20 protein-coding genes are annotated in these 22,250 nt (G+C 58.5%); 14 read left to right on the top strand and 6 right to left on the bottom strand.

What is annotated here, in order from left to right:
* The first annotated feature begins 14 nt into the window (after nucleotides 1–14).
* Genes G6N80_RS03870 through G6N80_RS03855 form a run of 4 tightly spaced genes read left to right on the top strand, consistent with a single transcriptional unit; the run spans nucleotide 15 to nucleotide 4,661 of the window.
* Nucleotides 15–1,967, top strand: coding sequence for an acetyl/propionyl/methylcrotonyl-CoA carboxylase subunit alpha (locus tag G6N80_RS03870; protein WP_165131418.1), 1,953 nt, complete (start codon nucleotides 15–17; stop codon nucleotides 1,965–1,967).
* The gene (locus tag G6N80_RS03865; protein ID WP_165131415.1) at nucleotides 1,960–2,817 is read left to right on the top strand and encodes a hydroxymethylglutaryl-CoA lyase; all 858 of its coding nucleotides are present in this window, start codon (nucleotides 1,960–1,962) and stop codon (nucleotides 2,815–2,817) included. Before G6N80_RS03870 ends, G6N80_RS03865 begins: the two co-directional genes overlap by 8 nt.
* Nucleotides 2,814–3,599, top strand: a complete 786-nt coding sequence (locus tag G6N80_RS03860) for a crotonase/enoyl-CoA hydratase family protein (RefSeq protein ID WP_165131412.1) — start codon at nucleotides 2,814–2,816, stop codon at nucleotides 3,597–3,599. Before G6N80_RS03865 ends, G6N80_RS03860 begins: the two co-directional genes overlap by 4 nt.
* 24 nt (nucleotides 3,600–3,623) lie before the next feature.
* Entirely contained in the window at nucleotides 3,624–4,661 is a 1,038-nt protein-coding gene (locus G6N80_RS03855; protein ID WP_165131409.1) for an enoyl-CoA hydratase/isomerase family protein, read from the top strand.
* A gap of 4 nt (nucleotides 4,662–4,665) precedes the next feature.
* Here G6N80_RS03855 and G6N80_RS03850 read toward each other — a convergent pair whose 3' ends face one another.
* Together G6N80_RS03850 and G6N80_RS03845 are read right to left on the bottom strand one after the other, a co-directional pair.
* Nucleotides 4,666–5,784 carry a mandelate racemase/muconate lactonizing enzyme family protein gene (locus G6N80_RS03850; RefSeq protein ID WP_165131406.1) on the bottom strand — a complete coding sequence of 373 codons (1,119 nt, stop codon included), beginning with the start codon at nucleotides 5,782–5,784 and terminating at the stop codon, nucleotides 4,666–4,668.
* Nucleotides 5,785–5,819: 35 nt separating this feature from the next.
* Nucleotides 5,820–6,785 carry a GntR family transcriptional regulator gene (locus G6N80_RS03845; RefSeq protein WP_206531701.1) on the bottom strand — a complete coding sequence of 322 codons (966 nt, stop codon included), beginning with the start codon at nucleotides 6,783–6,785 and terminating at the stop codon, nucleotides 5,820–5,822.
* A gap of 104 nt (nucleotides 6,786–6,889) precedes the next feature.
* Between G6N80_RS03845 and G6N80_RS03840 the strand changes: the two genes are divergently transcribed.
* From G6N80_RS03840 to G6N80_RS03805, 8 genes are all read left to right on the top strand, one after another.
* Entirely contained in the window at nucleotides 6,890–7,972 is a 1,083-nt protein-coding gene (locus G6N80_RS03840) for an Ldh family oxidoreductase (RefSeq protein WP_165131400.1), read from the top strand.
* A 109-nt stretch (nucleotides 7,973–8,081) separates the two neighbouring features.
* Nucleotides 8,082–8,795, top strand: a complete 714-nt coding sequence (locus tag G6N80_RS03835) for a FadR/GntR family transcriptional regulator (protein WP_062556441.1) — start codon at nucleotides 8,082–8,084, stop codon at nucleotides 8,793–8,795.
* A gap of 54 nt (nucleotides 8,796–8,849) precedes the next feature.
* Nucleotides 8,850–9,824, top strand: a complete 975-nt coding sequence (locus G6N80_RS03830; protein WP_062556442.1) for a sialic acid TRAP transporter substrate-binding protein SiaP — start codon at nucleotides 8,850–8,852, stop codon at nucleotides 9,822–9,824.
* Between the two features lie 141 nt (nucleotides 9,825–9,965).
* Nucleotides 9,966–10,544, top strand: a complete 579-nt coding sequence (locus tag G6N80_RS03825; protein WP_062556443.1) for a TRAP transporter small permease — start codon at nucleotides 9,966–9,968, stop codon at nucleotides 10,542–10,544.
* Between the two features lie 5 nt (nucleotides 10,545–10,549).
* Nucleotides 10,550–11,956: a TRAP transporter large permease gene (locus G6N80_RS03820; RefSeq protein ID WP_165131397.1), complete on the top strand. Its 1,407-nt coding sequence runs from the start codon at nucleotides 10,550–10,552 to the stop codon at nucleotides 11,954–11,956.
* Between the two features lie 59 nt (nucleotides 11,957–12,015).
* Nucleotides 12,016–13,065, top strand: a complete 1,050-nt coding sequence (locus G6N80_RS03815; RefSeq protein ID WP_165131394.1) for an L-idonate 5-dehydrogenase — start codon at nucleotides 12,016–12,018, stop codon at nucleotides 13,063–13,065.
* 18 nt (nucleotides 13,066–13,083) lie between these two features.
* Nucleotides 13,084–14,283, top strand: coding sequence for a mannonate dehydratase (uxuA, locus tag G6N80_RS03810; protein WP_165131391.1), 1,200 nt, complete (start codon nucleotides 13,084–13,086; stop codon nucleotides 14,281–14,283).
* A 2-nt stretch (nucleotides 14,284–14,285) separates the two neighbouring features.
* A complete protein-coding gene (locus G6N80_RS03805) occupies nucleotides 14,286–15,695 on the top strand; it encodes a mannitol dehydrogenase family protein (RefSeq protein ID WP_165131388.1) in 1,410 nt (469 codons plus the stop codon).
* On the opposite strand, the gene G6N80_RS03800 is transcribed toward G6N80_RS03805, so the two are convergent.
* The 4 genes from G6N80_RS03800 to G6N80_RS03785 form a co-directional block, all read right to left on the bottom strand.
* Entirely contained in the window at nucleotides 15,688–16,590 is a 903-nt protein-coding gene (locus tag G6N80_RS03800) for a dihydrodipicolinate synthase family protein (protein ID WP_165131385.1), read from the bottom strand. The genes G6N80_RS03805 and G6N80_RS03800 overlap by 8 nt on opposite strands.
* 24 nt (nucleotides 16,591–16,614) lie before the next feature.
* Nucleotides 16,615–17,496 carry an SMP-30/gluconolactonase/LRE family protein gene (locus tag G6N80_RS03795; RefSeq protein ID WP_165131383.1) on the bottom strand — a complete coding sequence of 294 codons (882 nt, stop codon included), beginning with the start codon at nucleotides 17,494–17,496 and terminating at the stop codon, nucleotides 16,615–16,617.
* Nucleotides 17,497–17,560: 64 nt separating this feature from the next.
* Nucleotides 17,561–18,274 carry a FadR/GntR family transcriptional regulator gene (locus tag G6N80_RS03790; RefSeq protein ID WP_165131380.1) on the bottom strand — a complete coding sequence of 238 codons (714 nt, stop codon included), beginning with the start codon at nucleotides 18,272–18,274 and terminating at the stop codon, nucleotides 17,561–17,563.
* A complete protein-coding gene (locus G6N80_RS03785; RefSeq protein ID WP_062556451.1) occupies nucleotides 18,274–18,987 on the bottom strand; it encodes a ribonuclease activity regulator RraA in 714 nt (237 codons plus the stop codon). The genes G6N80_RS03790 and G6N80_RS03785 overlap by 1 nt, the downstream gene beginning before the upstream one ends.
* 202 nt (nucleotides 18,988–19,189) lie before the next feature.
* On the opposite strand from G6N80_RS03785, the gene G6N80_RS03780 reads away from it, so the two are divergent.
* Nucleotides 19,190–21,139, top strand: a complete 1,950-nt coding sequence (locus G6N80_RS03780) for an ABC transporter substrate-binding protein (RefSeq protein ID WP_062556887.1) — start codon at nucleotides 19,190–19,192, stop codon at nucleotides 21,137–21,139.
* A 114-nt stretch (nucleotides 21,140–21,253) separates the two neighbouring features.
* On the top strand, nucleotides 21,254–22,240 hold the full coding sequence (locus tag G6N80_RS03775) for an ABC transporter permease (protein WP_165131377.1): 987 nt from the start codon (nucleotides 21,254–21,256) through the stop codon (nucleotides 22,238–22,240).
* Nucleotides 22,241–22,250 lie beyond the last annotated feature (10 nt).

The following is a 22,250-nucleotide window of genomic DNA, read 5'->3' as shown; positions in this document are numbered from 1 at the left end:
AAGGGGAGAGAACAATGTTTCGCAAGATCCTGATTGCCAATCGCGGTGAGATTGCCTGCCGCATCATCAAGACAGCACGCCAGCTGGGTGTCTCGACGGTTGCCGTCTATTCGGAAGCCGACCGAAATGCGTTGCACGTAAAGCTGGCGGATGTGGCAGTCTGCATCGGCGGCGCAGCTCCCAAGGATAGCTATCTAAGGGGTGATGCCATCATCGCTGCTGCGCTTCAAACGGGTGTGGAGGCCATCCATCCGGGCTACGGTTTTCTGTCGGAAAACCCGGATCTCGTCGATGCGGTAAAGGCTGCCGGTCTCGTCTTCATCGGTCCTTCCGCCGACGCCATTCGTGCCATGGGCCTGAAGGATGCGGCCAAGGCGCTGATGGAGAAAGCGGGCGTTCCGGTCGTTCCCGGTTATCACGGGGATAATCAGGACGGTGCATTCTTGGCTCAGCAGGCCGAACGCATCGGCTATCCGGTACTTATCAAGGCCGTCGCCGGTGGTGGTGGCAAGGGAATGCGGCGGGTGGAAAGCGCTGGCGAATTTGCCGATGCGCTTCGCTCCGCCAAGGCGGAAGCTGCAAATGCTTTCGGCAATGACGCCGTTCTCATCGAAAAATATGTCGCTGCACCCCGTCATATCGAGGTGCAGGTTTTTGGTGATGGCATAGATGCCGTGCACCTTTTCGAGCGAGATTGTTCGCTCCAGCGGCGGCATCAAAAGGTGATCGAGGAAGCGCCAGCCCCCGGCATGACGCTCCAGATGCGTGGAGCCATGGGGTCGGCGGCGGTCAAGGCGGCGAAAGCCATCGGCTATTCCGGCGCGGGCACCATCGAATTCATTGTCGATGGGTCAGAAGGGCTTCGCCCGGATCGCTTCTGGTTCATGGAAATGAACACTCGGCTTCAGGTAGAGCATCCTGTCACAGAGGCGGTCACCGGGCTCGATCTCGTGGAATGGCAATTGCGTGTGGCGAGCGGCGAGCGCCTGCCGCTTGGCCAGGATGACATCCGACTGAACGGCCATGCTTTCGAGGCCCGGCTTTATGCGGAAGACGTGGATGCCGGTTTCTTGCCCTCAACGGGCAGGTTGGCGCATCTGGCTTTCCCCACCAACTGCCGTGCCGACACCGGCGTTCGTACCGGCGATGAGATCTCGCCCTGGTACGATCCGATGATCGCCAAGATCATCACCCATGGGCCGACGCGGGACATCGCGCTTTCAAAGCTTTCCCGCGCCTTGGATGAAGCGCAGGTGGCTGGGACGGTGACGAACCTGACCTTCCTCGCCGCGCTTTCCCGTCATGAAGGATTTGCCAAAGGCGAAGTCGATACGGGTTTGATTGCCAGAGACCTTGCTGCGCTGACGGCAAAGCCGGAGAGCCGTAGGCGGGAGATGGCTATGGCAGGCTTGGCGGCTCTCCATGCTGCGGCAATTCCCAACGATCCGCTTGCCGGATTTTCTCTCTGGGCTCCATTGGAGCAATGTGTTGCTCTGGAAGAGGCGGGAGAAATGCTGGAGGTGAGGCTTCAACTCACTCACCCCGATCAAGCACAGGCATCAATTGAAGGCGATGTCTTTACCGCCGTTCGCCGCGGTTCCGGCTGGTCTCTCGAAGGGCAACCCGATGCGCAGGTTGTTGAAGCCGAAGGTTACCACGTCTTCTCGTCTGGGCACCTTTTGAGCTTCCGCCTGCACGATCCGCTGGATCGCGATCAGTCGGCTGGTCCCGGCGGCGATGTTACGCTTGCCCCCATGCCTGGGCTGGTGCGCGCAATGCTTGTGCAAGCGGGGGAGACGGTGGAGGCCGGTCAGCCGCTGTGCGTACTGGAAGCCATGAAGATGGAGCACACGCTGAAAGCCGCGCGTGCCGGCCGTGTCGCGGAGGTGTTCGTATCAGAAGGCACACAGATTTCTGCGGGCGATCCGCTGGTTCAGCTGGAGCCGGAGGCTGTGCCGCATGGCTGAATTGGTGGAGCTTTATGAGGTCGGTCCGCGCGACGGGCTGCAGAACGAGAAGCGGGTCATCCCAACCGCCGATAAGCTGGCTCTGATCGAAAAGCTCAGTCGCTGCGGGTTTCGCCGGATCGAGGCCACCAGTTTCGTCAGCCCCAGATGGGTGCCGCAGATGGCAGATGCGGCAGAGGTGATGGCGAGTGTTCCACGTCGCCAAGGTCGGTCCTATGCGGTGCTTGCACCGAACCTGAGGGGATACGAGGCTGCAAAGCTGGCCGGTGCTGATGAGGTGGCAATCTTTGTTTCGGCCTCGGAAGGCTTCAGCCGTGCCAATCTCAATACCTCGATTGCCGAAAGCCTGGAACGCTTGAAGCCGGTAGCCGAGTCAGCGCTGGCAGCTCGTCTACGCCTTCGCGGTTATGTGTCAGTCGTTACAGATTGCCCCTTCGAAGGCCGTGTTGAACCCGAACCGGTTGCCCGTGTTGCTGGCAAGTTGGCAGCACTCGGTTGCCAAGAAATCTCGCTTGGAGAGACGCTGGGGCGCGGCACGCCGCAAGCCGTGGCAGCCATGCTGGAAGCTGTGCTGGATGTCGTTCCGGCTCGAAAACTGGCAGGGCATTTTCATGATACCGGCGGTCGGGCGCTCCGCAATATAGACGTGGCACTGGAAAAGGGGTTGCGGGTATTCGATGCCTCTGTCGGTGGCTTGGGCGGCTGCCCCTATGCGCCGGGGGCGGCGGGCAATGTGGCAACGGAAGCCGTGGCGCGGCATCTGGCTGCATCAGGTTTCGAGACCGGTCTTGATCTCGATGCGCTTGATGATGCTGCTGCTTTCGCCAAAACGCTGAGGAGCGGGACATGAGCGAGACGATCAAGGTGGAGGTCGATGCGCGCGGTATTGTGCAGCTTCGCCTGATCCGGCCTGACAAGCGCAATGCGCTATCAGCACAGATGATCGCGGAGTTGACGGAATTTGCGGCAAGCGCACAGGAGCGGCGGGACTGGCGGGCCGTCATTCTCTCCGGTGATGGAGCCACATTTTGTGCCGGTGGCGATCTGGACTGGATGCGCCAGCAAATGCAGTCTGATCGGAAAACGCGCATGGCGGAGGCGCGCAAACTCGCAACCATGCTAGGCGCATTGAACGGCCTGCCTCAGCCGTTGATCGGCGCCATCCATGGCAGCGCCTTTGGCGGCGGTGTGGGCATGGCCTGCATATGCGATGTGGCGCTCGCGACGCCGGAGACCTTGTTCGGTCTGACAGAAACACGGCTTGGCATCATTCCGGCAACTATTGGCCCCTATGTGCTGGCGCGCATGGGCGAGGGACGGGCACGACGCGTGTTCATGTCGGCAAAACGGTTCTCGGCCTTGGAAGCCGTGGAACTTGGAATTGTGTCGCGGGTGGTCAGTGCGGACGCCTTGATGAGCGAGGCGATCGCGGAAGCGGAACTTTATCTTTCCACGGCACCGGGTGCTGTTGCGTCTGCAAAGGCGCTGGCACGTTCGCTTTCCCGATCACTCGACGCTGACCGGATCGAGGAAAGCATCAGCGCACTGGCCGATGCCTGGGAGCAGGATGAGGCTAAAGAAGGCATTGCCGCCTTCTTCGAAAAGCGTAAACCCCACTGGGATCACAGTTAAGTCCGTCATGACAGGATATCCGGCATGAGCAATTCCGATCTTACCATTCGCGTCGAAGGCCGTGTCGGCTATATCACGCTGACGCGTCCCAAGGTGCTGAATGCAGTCAATGAAGCCATCGTTGACGGTATGACCGAGGCAATGACGCGCTGGGCGGATGACCCCGCTATCTCGCTGGTCATGGTGGATTCCGATAGTGAACGTGCCTTCTCTGCTGGTGGCGATCTGTCGGCCATGTACGAACATGGGCGGGCCGGTCAGTTCGATGCCGGAAATGCTTTCTGGCGGGATGAGTATCGGCTGAATGCGATGATCGCGCACTATCCGAAACCTTATGTTGCCTTCATGGATGGCATCGTCATGGGCGGTGGTGTGGGGCTTTCGGCCCATGGTTCGCACAGGATCGTGACGGAGCATTCCGTTGTCGCCATGCCGGAATGCAGCATCGGCCTGATTACCGATGTCGGCGGCACCTATCTCCTTCATCAGGCACCTGGTCATCTGGGCGAATATCTGGGACTGACCGGCACGCGCATGAACGGTGCCGACGCCATCTACGCCAAACTTGCGGATCATTATGTCGAGCGTGAAAAGCTGGCGGCTCTCAAAGCCAGACTGATAGAAACTGGCGATGCAACGGTCATCTCTGAATTCTCGTCAACACCGCCAACCTCGGTTTTCGCGGAGAGACAGTCAGAAATTGATCACGCCTTCAGCGGCGAAACCGTTCATGACATTACCGATAGGCTGAGTACACTCTCATCCGAATGGGCCGTGAAGGCGCTGGAAGCCATTCGCCGTGGTTCCCCCATCTCGCTTCAGGCAACGCTAAAAGCCATTCGCGAAGCGGACACGCTGGAAATCGGCATTCGCAATGAATACCGCTTCGTTTCCCGCGTCCTGGAGCACGGCGATTTCATCGAGGGCATTCGCGCGGTGATCGTAGACAAGGATCGCAATCCGCGCTGGAAATATGCCGGTTTGGATGATGTTCCGCGCGAACTTCTTGCGCTGATGATGCAGGAAGCCGAAGGCGGGGATTTGCTGCTCCCCGCCCGCTGATTGATCAGGAAAGAGATTTGCAGTAGCGCTCAACGCTTTCTGCCAAGGGTGTTGTGCTGGCCCCTGGCTGTTGCGGACGCAGGAAAATGCCGTCCTTCACGTGAGAAGGCTCGTGGAAGTGATCCTTGATCCAAGGGATATATTCAAGGATTGTTGAGGCCGGGTGCCAGTAGCTGAGATGCACATGCACCTGGCTCATCTCGCCAGCGTGGGGTACCACCGGCAGCCGGTTCGCGAGTGCCAGATCGGCGACCTGGATGTATTCGGTGATGCCGCCGAGCCGGGTCACATCCGGCTGCACATACTGAACCGCTCCCGCATTGATGAAGCTGCGGAAAGCATCCACGGTGTAGAGCTGTTCGCCCAATGCGACGGGTATCGATGTATTGCGGGCAAGCGCTGCGTGACTGGCAATATCGTCATACCACATGGGTTCCTCGAACCAGTAGATATCCAGTCCTTCAGCCCGTGCGCAGAAGCGCTGGCAGGTTGGAAGGTCCCACCGACCGTTCGCGTCGATTGCGACGCGAACATTGTTCCCCACACGGGCGCGCACGGCGGCGAGGCGCTCGATGTCTGTATTGGGATCATCATGGCCGACCTTGATCTTGATGCGGGTAAAGCCCTCTTCTTCCACAGCCCGCGCCGAACCCGCAATCAACGCTTCCTTCGAGAAGGAAATCCAGCCGATGTCGGTGTTATAGGCCTCCAGCTTTTCAGTTCTTGCTCCGCCCAGTAGTGACCAGAGAGGAACACCCGCCTTCTTGGCGGCCAGATCCCACAGGGCAACATCCACCGCTGCCAGTGCCAGATGCGTAATGCCCGCGCGCCCAACCCATTGAAGCGCCGGGTAGCGCGCAAGTTTCGTCCAGAGACGCTGATGGTCCGCCGCATCCTCTCCCAACAGCAGCGGTGTATAGCAATCGCGAATGCAAGCGGTGATCAGCCTGTCCGAGGCCAGATGCGCATGTGTTCCGGTAAAGCCGTAGCCTTCCAGCCCGTCAGCCGTCGTGATCTTGGCGCCGACCACGCCCCAGTGCGTGATGCTATGGGTGGAGTCGGAGATGGAATCCGATGTGAGCGGCAAATGTAGAATGAACGGTTCGACGGCAGTGATTTTCATTGCGGATCCTCCTCCAGGATATCGAATGGCTACCGCTACAGCTGCTCCAGATAAGGCAGTGCAGCAGGCGTAATGCTGTTGGCCACGGCTTCAATGCGCAGCATGGCTCGTTGGCGGGAAACTTGAAGGTGATGGACGAGCGCATCGCAAGCCATCGCGAGTTTACCCTGTTCCAGGTTCAGGATGATGGTCAGATGCTCAGGTAGAAACGGCTCGCTCGCGAACATGTCTGATGTTTGACGGTAGAGAAAATGATGCGCGACCAGCAGGGCCTGCGGCAGGCTTACGGCGCGCAAAAGCGCCTGATTGCCGCAGTGTGATAAGAGATCGACATGGAGTTCCTGCTCCAGCCGGTCAAGCGTTTCGCTGGGAACCTGGGGGGCATCCAACGCTTCCTCAAGATGCCGTCTCAATAGCGTGAAATGCTCTGACGGGACTCGTTGAGCCGCTTTTTGCAAGGCAAGCGGCTCCAACACCCAGCGTAACTCGTAAAGCTCTTCAATGTGGTCGCGGGTCAGGGCCTGCGCATACCAGCGGGCGCTTTGGTCCTTGCGAACAATGCCGCGTTCCTGAAGTCTTGCCACAACATCCCGCGCTACGGTACGGCTTACTCCATAGTGTCTTGCAAGGATAGCCTCGTTGATCCGCCAACTGGCAAGCGCCGTGCGGGAGACGATTTCCAGCTCGACTTCCGGATAGATGAGTTCCCAGCTTGATCTGGGTTCGACTTCTGCGAGGGGCAGCTGTGCTAAAAGCTGAGAATTGCCCAATCGGTCACAGTCGCTAATCTCGTATCCCCGGCCTTGTGCCTTGCGCACAAGGCCGTCACGTTCCAGTTCCTGAAGTGCCTGCCGCGCCGGAGCCCGGCTTATGCTGAAGCGCTCGGCGATCTGTGTTTCGCTCAGCCGCATGCCACGTTGATATGCCCCGGTACGGATGTCGCGGACCAGCACGTCATACGCCTGCCGGTACAGTTTTGGGACGCGGTTGTTTGTGTGCATGACCTGACAGCGATTTCTCATGGATCAATTGACATGAGGGATTGCACATATAACTTCAAACGTCTAGTGTGTGCATTAGACGTTTTTATGGAAGAGATGATCTCTTGAACCAGAGCCTTGAACCGCGACTGACGCTGGCTGAAGTGGAGCGATTTACGTTCGACGTCCTGTTGGCCGCGGGTGCCGATCAGCCGACATCGAAGGCTGCAACGCGTGCAATGATGCACGGAACGCGGTTTGGCGTGGATAGCCACGGCATACGGCTGCTTCCCCACTATGTTCAGGTTCTGAATGGGGGGCGGGTCAATAAGGCGCCGAATTTGAAGGTTGCGAACCGGTTTGGCGCAGTGGCTTCTCTGGACGCCGATCACGCCCACGGCGCCTTGGCTGCTTACGAGGCAATGGACCTTGCAACAGACCTCGCCGATCAATTCGGCATCGGGGCCGTTGCCATTCGCAATACATCGCACTTCGGTCCGGCGGGTGCCTATTCGCTTCACGCGGCCGAGAAAGGCTTTCTCGGCATCACGTTCTGTAACTCTGACAGCTTTGTTCGCTTGCACGATGGTGCAGAGCGATTCCATGGCACGAACCCGATCAGCGTTGCAGTTCCTGTGTCTGGAGATGCTCCCTGGTTGCTGGACATGGCGACGAGCGCCGTTCCCTTCAATCGCGTTCTTCTTTACCGGAGCCTTGGGCTGGCCTTGCCGCCAGCAGTCGCGTCGGATGCCGATGGTGTCGATACGACGGATGCGAACGCGACTGAAATGCTGGCGCCACTCGGGGCGGCTTTCGGGTTCAAGGGTGCCGCACTCGCGGGCGTTGCTGAAATCTTCAGTGCTGTTCTGACGGGCATGCGCCTTTCGTTCGACATTGCGCCCATGGGCGGGCCGGATTTTGCAACGCCACGGGAAATGGGCGCCTTCGTGCTGGCACTGAAGCCGGAAGCCTTCGTGGATCGGGCGACGTTCGACGCAGGCATGCAAAGATATCTTGAACAGTTGCGTGGATCGCGCCCGCGGGACGGTGAAGATGTCATGGCACCGGGTGATCGCGAATGGCGTGTCGCGCGCGAGCGCGAAGCCGCAGGCGTTCAACTTGATCCTGCCACGTCTCAAGCATTCAGTGCTCTCGCTGAGCAATATGATGTCAGATTGCCGAAACCGATCGATGCTCCTGCTTCTTAGCATCTCCTTAACTTTCCCGCTTGACACCTGCGGGAATTAACCCATAGTAGCAATTGGTCAGACAATCTGACCGATGGCGTATCGGGAGAGGATGCGCGGGGAGGGTTCAATGTTCGTGGCTTTGGAGCCGCGCCGCCTTTATCGGCAGGTCGCGGAACAGATACGCGCGCTGATAGAGGCCGGCGAATTGAAGCCCGGTACGCGTCTGCCGCCGGAGCGTGAACTTGCCGAGCGTTTCGCCGTATCTCGACCAACGGTTCGTGAAGCGCTGATTGTCCTGGAAGTCGAAGGCCATATCCAGATCCGCATGGGGTCGGGGGTCTATATCAGCCAGAAATCTCAAGGGTCTGGTGAGCTTCGCCAGTTGGAAGACACAGAAGGTCCGCTGGAAATTCTGCAGGCGCGATGCCTTATCGAAAGCGCGATTGCTGAAGAGGCTGCGCGGCGCGTCACGCGAGCTGGTCTCCAACGGATCGATGCCACGCTCGAGCGGATGGCACGCTCGCTCGATGACCCGGAAGTGGCGCTGGGCTGCGATCGCGATTTTCATACGGCCATTGCGGATATGATTGGAAATTCGGCCCTCAAGCACTTCACAGGCCTGATCTATGATTCCCGCATGTCGCCGTACTTCACCAAACTTGCCAGCTATTTCGAGGGCCCGCATACCTGGAAGCTGGCTCTGGAGGAGCATCATATCATTCGCGATGCGCTGGCGACGGGTGATCCTGCTGCCGCGCGCGAGGCAATGCGCAGCCATCTGACGTTAGCGCAAAAGAGATTCTCGGAAAGCTTCGGGGAGGAGCAACCGAGAGAGAAATGATTGAGCCGCTCCGGTTCAGTCGTTCGATAAGTCTGCTTTACTTGGGAGGAAAGAATGAAACTGAGATTCAAGACATTGCTGGGAGCTGCCGCCGTCATCGTGGCATCCACGCTTTCAGCGCATGCCGAGACGGCGCTCAAATGGGCGCACGTGTATGAAACGTCCGAGCCGTTCCACACGGAATCCGTCTGGGCGGCGCAGGAAATCGCCAAGCGGACGAATGGACGTTACAAGATCGATGTCTTCCCGGCATCACAGCTTGGCAAGGAAGCTGATATCAATCAGGGCCTCAAGCTGGGTACGGTCGATATCATCATCTCGGGCTCCAGCTTTGCTGCGCGCGATTTCAAGCCGATCGGCGTTACCTACTATCCTTACATCTTCCGTGATCCGAGCCATCTCATCGCTTACACCAAGAGTGACGTTTTCAAGCGTCTGGCCAAGGGCTACGAGGATAAGACGGGCAACCACATCGCAGCCGTCACCTATTACGGTACGCGCCACACGACATCCAACAAGCCGATTTCCAAATGCGCTGATCTGCAGGGCGTGAAGATGCGCGTGCCTGACGTTCCGGCCTACCTTGCAATGCCGCGTGCATGCGGTGCAAACACAACGCCGATTGCCTTCGCTGAAGTTTACCTTGCCCTGCAGAACGGCACTGTCGATGCGCAGGAAAATCCGCTGACGACGATTGAAGCGAAGAAGTTCTACGAAGTTCAAAAGAACATCGTCCTGAGCGGCCATATTGTCGACCACCTGAATACGCTCTTCTCGAAAAAGCTTTGGACCAGCCTGTCCGACGAGGACAAGAAGATCTTCTCGGAAGTCGCTCAACAGGCAGCTGAGCGTGGCACCAAGAAGATCGAGGCCCGCGAGAAGGAACTCGTCGACGAGTTCAAGAAAAAGGGCATCACGGTAACGGAAGTCGATAAGGCTGATTTTGAGAAGAACGTCATCGAGAAGGTCAAGCTCGAGGACTTCGGCTATGAAAAGGCTGATTGGGACGCCATCCGCGCGATCAAGTAACGCCTTCGGCGCGGCGGCTGACGCCGCGCCCCCTTCTGCAATCCGCTTCGATCCGTGCCTTGTCGCCAATCGACAGGCCTCTTCAAAAAATCAGGCCACTGCCTGACCGGCGAAGCTATGTTCTTGAACAGGAAATTGCTGATGTCTGCGGCACAGGAAATCCATACACCGGTCACGCCGGAGGAATTGGCGCATACCTTCGACGAAGCGCCGGCCCATGTCGACCTAAAGGTCTATGCCTTCGAGGACTGGCTCACTCTTGGTCTCTTCTGGGTGATGACGGCTTGCGTGTTTCTGCAGTTCTTCACGCGCTACGTGCTGAATGACAGTTACGCCTGGACGGAAGAAATCGCCGTCAACTGCCTGATCGGCGTTGTGTTCATGGGGTCGGTCATGTGCGTGCGAATGTCACGGCATATCCAGGTCGACGTTCTGTATCATTACCTCCCGGCGCGCGTGACGCGCATCATGGCGACAGCGGTGGATATCATCCGCATCGGCTTCTTCGCCTACGGCTCCTGGCTCATGTGGCGCTACATGGAGATCGTCGCCGACGAGGAAATGGTGACTGTCCAACTGCCCCGGAACATTGTTTTTTATACGGTTCTCGCCGCCTTCGTCCTGATGCTGGGCCGTTCCATCCAGGTTTTCATTGCCAATATGCGCCGCGGCTATTCCGTTCTCGAGCGCCCTGAAGCCTTCCAGAACGCAGAGGATTGATTGATATGCTTCTCCTGATTGGATCCTTTCTGGCGTTGATGGTGCTGGGTCTGCCGGTTGCAGTTTCCATGGCCGTCTCATCGGTCCTCTACATCGTGTTCTATGATGTCGCGCCAGATATCATCGCCGCTCAGCGTCTGATCGCGGGCGTTGAAAGCTTTCCTCTGCTGGCCGTTCCTTTCTTCATTCTGGCTGGCAATCTCATGAACATTGCCGGTGTCACAGGCCGCATCTACTCATTCGCGGTCGCACTTGTCGGCTGGATGAAAGGCGGCCTGGCGCAGGTCAACATCATCGGCTCTGTCGTGTTCTCCGGCATGTCGGGCACGGCGCTCGCCGATGCAGCGGGCATCGGCACCATCGAAATCAAGGCCATGAAGGACCACGGTTATCCGGTGGAAGCAGCCGTCGGCGTTACCGCTGCATCCGCAACGCTTGGGCCAATCTTCCCGCCTTCGCTGCCCTTTGTCATCTACGGCATGATGGCCAATGTCTCCATCGGCGCCCTTTTCATGGCGGGCATCATCCCCGGCGTGGTCATGACCGTGCTGATGATGATCACCGTCGCGATCTTCGCCTATATCAAGCGTTGGGGTTCCGATACGCCTTTCAGCATCAAGAACTTGCTGGGCGCATCCCTCGAAGTCCTCGTGGTGATGGCTGTGCCAACCGGCATCTGGATCCTGACGATGCTTGGCCTTTCGTTGAACTGGGCCATCTTCGTTGCCTTGATCGTGCTTTTGCTATGCGACTGGTATTTTGACTTCTCTGCCGTCATGGCGCTGATGACACCCGTCATTCTGATTGGCGGCATGACGATGGGCTGGTTCACGCCCACAGAAGCAGCTGTCGCGGCAGTACTCTGGTCGCTTTTCCTGGGCTTGGTCCGTTACCGCACCATGACGTTGAAGTCAGTTGCCAAGGCGACACTGGATACGGTGGAAACCACGGCGTCTGTCCTGTTCATCGTTGCAGCAGCCTCAGTCTTTGCATGGTTGCTGACTGTGAGCCAGACCGCCCAGCTTCTCTCGGATGCAATCCTGTCGATCACGAGCAACAAGTGGGTCTTCCTCATTCTCGTAAACCTGCTGATGCTCTTCGTCGGATGTTTCCTGGATACCATCGCGGCCATCACCATTCTCGTTCCGATCCTGCTGCCGCTCGTGAAGCAGTTCGGTATCGATCCGGTCCATTTCGGCCTGATCATGACATTGAACCTGATGATCGGCCTTCTTCATCCGCCGTTAGGAATGGTCCTGTTCGTTCTCTCGCGTGTCGCCAAGCTTTCCGTGGAGCGCACCACGATGGCGATCGTACCATGGCTGGTGCCGTTGCTCTTCGCGCTCCTGCTGATCACCTTCATTCCAGGCATTACACTTTGGCTGCCGAGGGAAATGGGCCTCATTCGCTAATCAAAAGGCTCCCGCGTCTCGTGGCGGGAGCTACCACCAAACATCGAGGCTAGAAACACATGAAGACGCGCGTTGCTCGTCTCCACGCGACACGCGATCTTCGCGTGGAAGAGGTGGATACCCACATGCCGGGCGAGGGCGAAGTTCTGCTTGCCATGGCGGCGGGTGGCATTTGCGGATCAGATCTGCATTACTATCAGGATGGCGGCTTTGGGCCTGTGCGGGTACGTGAACCCATCATCGCCGGTCACGAAGCTTCCGGCATCGTAAAGGCGCTTGGGTCCGGCGTCAGCGGTCTTGCCATCGGAGAGCTGGTGGCGGTCAACCCTTCGCAGCCCTGCGGCCATTGCGAATATTGCGCCATCAACCAGCCAATTCATTGCCTGAATATGCGGTTCATGGGCTCTGCCATGCGCCTGCCACACGAAAACGGAATGTTCCGCGATCAAATGGTCGTGCCCGCCAGACAATGCCATGCGGTTGGCGGCAATGTCACGGCCGGCGAGGCCGCCTGTGCCGAACCTTTGGCTGTCTGCCTGCACGCGGTTTCGCAAGCAGGTAACTTGGCAGGAAAGACGCTGCTCGTCACCGGCGCTGGCCCGATTGGTCTGCTGGTTGTCGCGGCGGCCCACCACGCTGGTGCTGGCACAATTGTTGTGACGGACCTGACCGATGCGGCCCTTGCCCGTGCGCCTGCCATGGGAGCGGATGTCACGATCAATGTGGCGCGCGATGGGGAGGCGTTGGCTCCTTATCAGGAGAACAAGGGCAAATTCGATGTGGTGTTTGACTGTTCTGCTGCAGGTCCTGCTCTCAGATCCGCCTTCGCAGCCATCAAACCGCGAGGAACGATCGTTCAGGTCGGCGTGACGGGTGACCTCACCATTCCGCTGAATGCCCTGGTGGGCAAGGAAATCGTCTGGCGGGGATCGCAACGCTTTCACGCGGAGTTTGCTCAGGCCGTTGATCTGATTTCAAGCCGGGCCATCGATGTCAGGCCGATCATCTCCCACGAGTTTCCGCTCGAGCAGGCTATCGACGCCTTCGAGCAGGCCGGTGACAGAACTGTCGCGTGCAAGGTGCAATTGACGTTCAAGCAGACGGACTAGAATTTTAAGGAAAAGACGATGAGACATACGTGGCGGTGGTTCGGCCCGATCGACAAGGTGAGCGTGCAGGATGCGGCACAGGCGGGCGCGGAGGGTATTGTTAGTGCTCTCCACCATATCGCGACGGGCGAAGTCTGGCCTGTGGACGAGATTGCAAAGCGACACCAGGAGATCAAGGCGGGTGGTCTCTACTGGGATGTCGTTGAAAGCGTTCCGGTTTCGGAAGACATCAAGACCCAGACGGGCGACTGGAAGCGACACATTGCCAACTGGCAGGAAACGCTTCACCGTCTTTCCGCGTCCGGCATCCGCACGGTGTGCTACAACTTCATGCCAGTGCTGGACTGGACGCGCACGGATTTGCGCTGGGAAACGCGGCACGGCGCCAAGGCAATGCGCTTTGACCTGACGGATTTTGCCGCCTTTGATGTCCACATCCTGAAACGACCGGATGCCGCGCTCGATTATCCGGAATGGTTGAGGGAGGAGGCTCATCGTCGCTTCTCTGAGATGGCGGATAGCAAGATCGCAGCGCTTGGCAAGAACATCGGCGCTGGCCTTCCCGGTTCGGCGGATGGCTATACGCTGGATCAATTGCTGGAGAAGCTACGCACCTATCAGGGCGTTAACCGAGAGCGGTTGCAGCAGAACCTCATCGATTTCTTGAGTGAAGTGACGCCCGTAGCAGAACAGGTAGGCATCAACATCTGCGCTCACGGAGATGACCCGCCGTGGCCGCTCTTGGGTCTTCCGCGCATTCTGTCCACCGAGGCAGACTATGCCCACATGCTTGGCCAAGTGGATGCCCGCGCCAACGGCGTGACGCTCTGCACCGGTTCGCTGGGGGCAAGGGCGGACAATGATCTGCCCTTTATCGCTACGCGTTTCGCCGATCGCATTCATTTCGTGCATCTGCGCAATGTAACGCGTGATACGGATACAGTGCCCTGTTCTTTCTTCGAGGACGAGCATCTGGAAGGCGGCACAGACATGGTTGCCGTCATCGCAGCGCTTGTCTCGGAAGAGGCGAGGCGCCTGGAGGAAGGGCGCACAGACCACCAGATCCCCATGCGGCCGGACCACGGCCAGGAAATTCTGGACGACCTGACACGCGGCGCGCAACCGGGCTATCCGGCGATCGGGCGTCTCAAGGGGCTGGCGGAATTGCGTGGCATTGAAAGGACGCTGAAACACCAGCGCTATGGGCTGGGAGCGTAAAAATGACATTTCTTTCCAAAGGTTCAGCCCTGCCAGCCAATATACGTCGCCCCGGATATGATCAGGATAGACTGAAACCCGGTATCCTGCACATCGGTCTCGGCGCCTTTCATCGCGCTCACCAGGCGGTCTATACGCAGCGAGCCTTAGAGGCGCAGTTTGGCGACTGGGGGATTGTGGCCGTAAACCTTCGTTCGCCGGAGCCGGTGGAGGCGCTTGCCGCGCAGGACGGGCTTTATTCCATCACGGTGCGGAGCGAGGCAGGAGATAGTTCAGAAGTTTTGGGGGCAACGGTCGACTGGATCTGCGCTGCGAAGGACGGACAACGCGTCCTCGATTATCTGGCTGATCCGGCTATCAGGATCGTGACCATGACTGTCTCGGAGAAAGCCTATGGGCTGCATCCGGTGACTGGCGGACTTGACCATAACCACGCAGCCGTAGCGCATGACCTCGCAAACCCGCATAAGCCAAGCGGCGTTCTTGGCTTCATCGTTGAAGGTCTGGCCCTTCGCCATGCTGCGGGGTTGAAGCCCTTCACCGTTCTCTGCTGCGATAATCTGCCCGCCAACGGCAGGGTCATTCAGCGGCTGGTGCTGGACATGGCCCGTACCAGAGGTACCGGTCTGGCAGAATGGATTGAGCGGGAGGGCGCTTTTCCGTGCTCGATGGTGGATCGGATCGTTCCTGCGGCAACCGAAGAAACACGCCGGCGTGCTGCCTCTCTTCTCGGCGTGGATGATCGTCTGGCACTTGATACCGAACCGTTCTTGCAATGGGTGATCGAAGACAGGTTTGTCGAAGGGCGTCCTTCGTGGGAAGCGGGAGGCGCGATTTTCGCCGAAAACGTCGAGCCGTATGAAAAGATGAAGCTCCGCCTGCTGAACGGTTCGCACACGTTGCTTGCGCATCTCGGCATCCTCAACGGCCTTGATTATATTCGCGAGGTCATGGCGGTTCCGGAACTGGCCGCGAAGGCGCGCAATCACATGGAGGAAGTGGTCAGCACTCTCGACCCCGTGCCAGGAATTGATCTTCCAGCCTATATCGATGAGCTTCTGGCCCGCTTCGCCAATCCGACGATTGCGCATCGCAACATACAAATCTCGCTGGATACGACGCAGAAATTGCCGCAACGTCTGCTGGCCCCCGCGATCGATGCCCTGATGCAGGGAGAACGTGCTGACGCAACAGCCTATGCTGTCGGCACCTGGATGGCTGCGGTGCGCAAGCGTGGAGACTGCGATGACCCCCGGCGTGCCGAAGTTCTGGCCGCGGCTCAAGGCATGGAGCCGAACGATCCCTCAGCTTCGTTCTTTGCCCTCCCTGGCCTCTTTCCCGAGCAGTTGAAGGAAGCGCGGAACTGGCGTGACCAGATCAACGCTTCCATTCGGGAGCATCAGGTTATTTGACGTTCCAGCCTTCGATCAACTGGCGCAGTGTTTCCCGGTCAGCCTCATCCAGGCGTGGCAGTCCGGGAACGCGCACCGGACCAACCTGCAGTCCCTGAATCTCAAGCGCTTCCTTGACGACCGTAACATTCGCACCGTTGCGGAACTTCGTCCGAAGACGCTCGAACAACTCAATCTTCTCGACGACGAGTCTGGCGGTCTCGAAATCACCCTGGCTCAGCGCCTTGTGAACTTCGAGTGACAGTTGCGGGGCGACATTGACGAGGCCGGATGTGAAGCCTCTAGCACCCACGGCGGCAAAGGCAGGTGCCCAGCTTTCCGCCAGACCGCAGACATAGAGCGCGCCGTTCGCGTCTGAGGCGGAGATCGCGCGCGACAGCAGCATGAGATCGGTCGTTGCGAATTTAATGCCTGCAATGTTCGGGTGATCAGCAAGCCGCTTCATGTCGTCCACGCTGAAGCCATCTGCTCGCACATAGGCAACCAGCGGCAGTTCGCTTCCCTCTGCCAATCCACGGAAATAGTCGATTTGCGATTGCGGGGCAGCGAAGGGGTCAACCGGTTGGTGGGACATGACGGCACTTGCGCCGATTTCCTTCGCGCGCCGCGCCATTTGCAGGGCTTCGCGCTGGGAGCGACCGATTGCAGCGGTGACGGGAGCTTTGCCGTTGACGCCCGCAACTGCAGCGTCCTGAACCTTGTAGATTTCATCGACCGTCAGAGCATAGAACTCCCCGGTATTTCCGGCAGCCACGATATTGTGGATGCCAGCATCCGCGACGCGACGATAGACTTCTCGGGTGACCTCCGGGTTCACTTCTCCGACAGAATCATAGGCGGTGACCGGCACACCGGACACGCCGGCGAGGGCCGACTTGATGGCTTGAATGGACATGGAAAACCTTTCGGAGAATCGGATTCAGATAGGGAAACGGGGAACCGGCACGCCGGTCACATCCACGTCGATTGCGATGACGGTTCCGTGTTCCATTTCGCCATTCACCTCACGCACGAGCGTCGTGACGAAAAGGGTGCGAAGATCCGGACCGCCAAAACACGGCATGGTCGGTCCGCTCAACGGCAGTTGATAGAGCTCGACAATCTCACCGTCCGGGCTTATCCGGTTCAGCTTTCCATCCAGAACCCCGGCACTCCAGTAGAAGCCATCCACATCGGTGGCGCCCCCATCCGGACGGCCTTCCGCGTTGGTGAATTTGGTCAGCCGTCTCGCAGGTCCGAGCGAGCCTGTAGCAGGGTCGAAGTCAAAACTCTGCAGGAACTGGCCACTACTGTCGGAATGGAACATCGTTCTTCCATCCGCACTCCATGCCAGGCCGTTGGAAGTGAACAGGCCATCTTCGATGATTGTCTGAAACGTTCCGTCAGGTGCCACCCGGTAGAGACGCCCATTGGCGGTTGGTGGAATGGCTTCATCCCGAGTCCCGATCCAGAAATGCCCATCGGGGCCCACCTTGCCATCGTTCAAACGGCTGTCAGGACGCCCACCATCCGGATTGCAGAACAAGGTCAGCGCGCCGGACTCAGGGTCCATGACGTGGACACCGGTTTGCAATGCCACGATGATTTTGCCGCTTTCGCAGAGCGCAAGGCTACCGATCAATGCGGGCATCGGGTAATGGCTAAGTCTCCCATCCGCACGGATACAGTAGACGGCGGGAGCCAGTACATCCACCAGCCACAAATCCCCTGTCCGGTCGTCCCATGTCGGCGACTCCCCGACTCTCAAAGGCGTGTCCATGAGACGGCGCACCTTTGGATGTATCACGCGTGGCGATGGCATAATTTCCTCCAATTGCATGCTTTACCCAAGACAAGCGACGTCTCCCCACGCCGTGCCTTGCTGGTCATACGCCCTGGAACATGCGTGCCCGGGCGTTCAAAATGTGTGTCTTCATGGCCCCATGGGCGCGCTGTTCATCACGCGCGAAGATGGCCGCGACGATTTCCGCATGCTCATCCTGCACGGCACGAACATGCGCTGGCGTTCTCTTCAGGCTGAGTGAACGGGTAACTGACATGCCGATGGCGATATGCGGCTTGAACCATTCCCTGACCAGCGTGTGGAACTGGTTGCCCGTGGCAAGGGCAATGGCGTCGTGCAAAGCCTGATCTTCTTTCGCGCCAAGATCCCCTCGCTGCAGACAGGCTTCTAACTCGTCGAACCTCGACTCGATGAGGGATTTGTCCTGCATCTGCCAGTTTTTCGCCGCCAGGGAGGCGGCTTCCGCTTCCAGTCCTGCGCGAAATTCGAAGAAGCGCTGTACGTCGGCCAGGGATCCGACCGGCACTTCCGTGAGGACAGACTGATCCGGCCGCTGGCGAACATAGGAACCCGAACCCTTGCGAGATACGATCAACTGGTCCGCGCGGAGCTTTTCCAGAGCCTCGCGGACGACGGGGCGTGATGCGCCCAGCATCGTCGAGAGGTTGGTCTCCGAAGGCAGTCGTTCGTTGACTGGAAACCGACCATCAGCAATCATTCCGACGATCTTCTCGTAGATGATGTCGCTGAACCGCGGGTCCTGTCTCTGGCTCGCAATGAGCTCGGGTTTGTTCATTAGCGCCCCTTTTCCTTTCGCCAGGCGGCGAATTCTTTTTCGGCTTCCGGGCTTGGCGGATAGATGCCGAAAATCGATCGACCTGCGCGCACCTGTTCTTCGACGAAGTCCTCGAAAACCGTCTGTTCGAACGCTTCGTTTGCCACGTCCTCGGCGATATCGGAAGGGATAACGACAACGCCTTCGTTGTCTCCGACCAGAATGTCTCCCGGGTAAACTGCAACATCACCGCAGCCGATGGGCTGGTTAATGTCCAGGGCGTGGTGACGGATCAGGTTGGTCGGCGCAGATGGAGCAGCGTGATAGGCGGGGAAGGGAAGTTCGGCGATATCTGGCGTATCCCGGAACCCTCCATCGGTTACTACACCGGCAACTCCACGCTTCCAGAGACGGGTTACCAGAATGCTACCAGCAGATGCAGCGCTTGGATCCTTGCGGCTGTCCATGACCAGAACTGCCCCTTCCGGGCATTCCTCCACAGCGCGACGCTGCGGATGACCGCGGTCAGCAAAAACACCAAGATGATCAAGATCTTCGCGGGCGGGGATGTAGCGCAATGTGTAGGCCGGACCGACCATTCGCGGGGCGTCATGGTTGATCTTGTGAATGCCGGCGATGAAGACATTGCGAAAGCCACGTTTCAGCATGACAGTCGTCAAGGTTGCGGTCGAAACCGCTTTCAATTTGTCACGCGCCGCTTCGCTGACTGCCATTTCGTCTTCTCCCTTTGAAACCCCTCGGCGAACCCCGTGGGCTCGCAATATCGCGGCAGATTTATAAAAGCTGTAAAAATCTGTCAATACTTGTAATCATCTGAAAACGTGCATATGGTTCGACCGCTGGCCTGGAGGGGCCGCATCAGTGCTGCGAGGAGTCGGCGGCACGGATGCCATTCAGTTTCTGGAGGAGAAGACGATGGGTGACGGGGATAACAAGATGCCGGGCGTTTCACGCCGTACGGTTCTGGCAGGCATCGGGGCGGCGGCGGCCATGTCGCTTGCGCCACGGGGTGCTTCGGCTGCGACTGGCAAAGAGGCGCCTCAGCTTGCGGCAATGGTAAAAGACGGGAAGCTTCCGCCGCTTGCCGAGCGTATTCCGCCGAAGCCGATGGTGGTGAAGCCGTTTGAAAAAATCGGTTCCTATGGCGGCTCTCTGCGCCGTGGCCTGCGTGGCTCATCCGACCATAATGGCATTTTGCGCATGGTCGGCAACCAGGGTCTGGTGCGCTGGAACATGGACTTCACCGAGGTTCTGCCCAACCTGGCAGAGAAGTGGGAAGTCAGCGCGGACGCGACAGAGTTCACCTTCTATTTGTTGCAGGGTGTGAAGTGGTCTGACGGCAATCCATTTACTGCCGACGACGTTGTTTTCGCCATCGAAGACTGCGTCAAGAACAAGGAGCTTTACAGCGCTACCCCGGCGCAGCTTTCCGTTGCCGGCAAGGCGGTCGAAGTTACGAAGGTCAATGACTACACGGTCAAGTTCAAGTTTGCCGGACCGAATGCGCTCTATCTTGAAAACCTGGCAACACCGCTTGGGCAGCACCCGACGCTGTTTGCAAAACATTACTGCAGCAAGTTCCTGCCCAAGTACAATCCGAAGCTGGCCGATGATGTGAAGGCAGCGGGCGTCAACAGCTGGCCCGAACTCTTCCGTGCAAAGTGCGGCGATATCGAAATTCCGTCTCGCTGGGGCAATGTCGAAAAGCCGACCCTCGATCCCTGGGTTGTCAAGGAAGCCTATTCCGGCGGTGCAACACGCGTGCTGATGACGCGTAACCCTTACTTCTGGCAGGTCGATACCGAAGGCAACCAGCTGCCCTATATCGATGAAATCAACTTCGGCATCAGCCAGGATGTCGAATCGCTGATGCTGAACGTCATCTCCGGCAAGATCGATATTCAGGAGCGCCATGTCAGCGTTCTCGCCAACAAGCCAACGCTTTCCGAGAACATGAAAAAGGGCGATTACCGCCTGCTGACGCTGATCCCCTCTGCCTCGCAGCAGTGCCAGATCTACCTGAACATGACGCATAAAGATCCGGCGATGCGCAAGATGTTCGCCGACAAGTCCTTCCGGCAGGCATTGTCTCTCGGCATGAACCGTCAGGAAATCATCGATATCGTCTACTTCGGCCAGAGCGAACCCTATCAGGCAGGACCGCGCCCCACACATCCGTGGTACCATGAAAAGCTCGGGCGTCAGTTCACTGAGTTCGATGCTGCCAAAGCGAACGAGCTTCTGGATAAGGCGGGCTACAGCAAGAAGAATGCCAATGGCATCCGTCTGCGGCCAGATGGTCAGCCGGTCTTTTTTGCCATCGACGTGATCCCGACGCTTTACCCGGATCTGGTCGACGTGCTGGAACTGGTGAAGACGCAATGGGCGGGCATTGGCATCGACATCAAGGTCAACACTATCGAGCGCGCGCTTTATTATACACGCGGTGACGACAACGCCCATGATGCGGCAGTCTGGCCGGGTCCGGGCGGTCTGGATCCGATGCTCGATCCGCGCGACTTCTTTGCGTTCCATCCGCAGGGCTCCCGTTATGCCATTCCGTGGACGCTCTGGTACACGTCTAACGGTGCGAAGGGCGAAGAGCCGCCGGAAAGCCAGAAGAAGCGCTTCAAGCTGTTTGATGAGGCGCGTTCCACGGCGGACCTGCAAAAGCGCGGTGCGATCATGAAGCAACTCTTCGACATCACGGCTGAAGAGTTCGAGACGATCGGCGTATGCCTTGCGGTTGGCGGCTTTGGCGTCATTCGCAACAACCTGCGAAACGTCCCGGAGAAGCAGCCTGACAGCTGGTCCTGGCCGAACCCGGGCCCTGCTTTGCCGCAGCAATTCACCTTCAACACCTGATCACCAGAGCTGGCGCCGCCTTGTTAAGGGCGGCGCTCCATTCCACGAAGTTTCCCGGACGACAGCGCAGTATCGCTGCTGGCGTCCGGCGGACCTTGCTCACGAGTGCCTGCCATGCTGAAATTTATCGGGAAACGGCTGCTCTGGATGATACCATCCCTGTTCGCGGTCAGCTTTCTAGCTTTCGTGCTCATTCAGTTGCCACCGGGCGACTATGTCACCACCTATATCGCAACCCTTGCCGCTTCGAACGAAGTCGTTGACCAGAACACGGCTGCGCAATTGCGTGAACGTTTCGGCCTCGATGACCCCATGCTGGTCCAGTATGGCAAGTGGATGTGGGGCATCTTGAGCCGTGGCGATTTTGGCATCTCCTTCGAATGGCAGCAGCCGGTATCAGGCCTGATCTGGGAGCGCATGGCACTGACGCTCGTTCTCGCCATCGCAAGTCTTCTGGCAACTTGGGCAATCGCTCTGCCCATCGGCGTGTACTCAGCCGTCAAGAAGTACTCCATTGGCGACTATGCCTTCACGGCTTTCAGCTTCTTCGGATTGTCTGTCCCGTCCTTTCTGCTGGCGCTCGTGCTGATGTATGTCGCAGCCGTTGAATTCGGAGCCGACGTCGGTGGCCTGTTCTCGCAGGAATACGAGACAGCGCCGTGGAGCATCGCCAAGATGGTGGATCTCATGACCCACATCTGGCTGCCGGTGACCATTCTTGCTGTTTCGTCTACGGCCAGCCTCATTCGCGTCATGCGCGCCAACATGCTGGACGAACTGCCGAAACCCTATGTCACGACCGCACGCGCCAAGGGACTTTCCGAGTTTCGTCTGCTGACAAAGTACCCGATGCGTATCGCGCTCAACCCTTTCATCTCGACGATTGCCTGGCTCTTGCCGAACCTGATCTCCGGTTCGGTGGTGGTCGCGATCGTCCTGAACCTGCCGACGGCAGCGCCGCTTCTGCTCCAGGCGCTCATGGCGCAGGACATGTATCTGGCGGGTGCCTTCGTGCTTCTCATCTGCGCACTCACCCTCATCGGATCCCTGATCAGCGATATCCTGCTGGCCATGGTCGATCCCCGTATCCGTCTCGAATAGGAGGGCGACC

It is taken from the genome of Rhizobium rhizoryzae (assembly GCF_011046895.1).
GTDB lineage: Bacteria > Pseudomonadota > Alphaproteobacteria > Rhizobiales > Rhizobiaceae > Neorhizobium > Neorhizobium rhizoryzae.
Note: the sequence above shows the minus strand (reverse complement) of the source record. Positions and strands in the feature narration are given on the sequence as shown.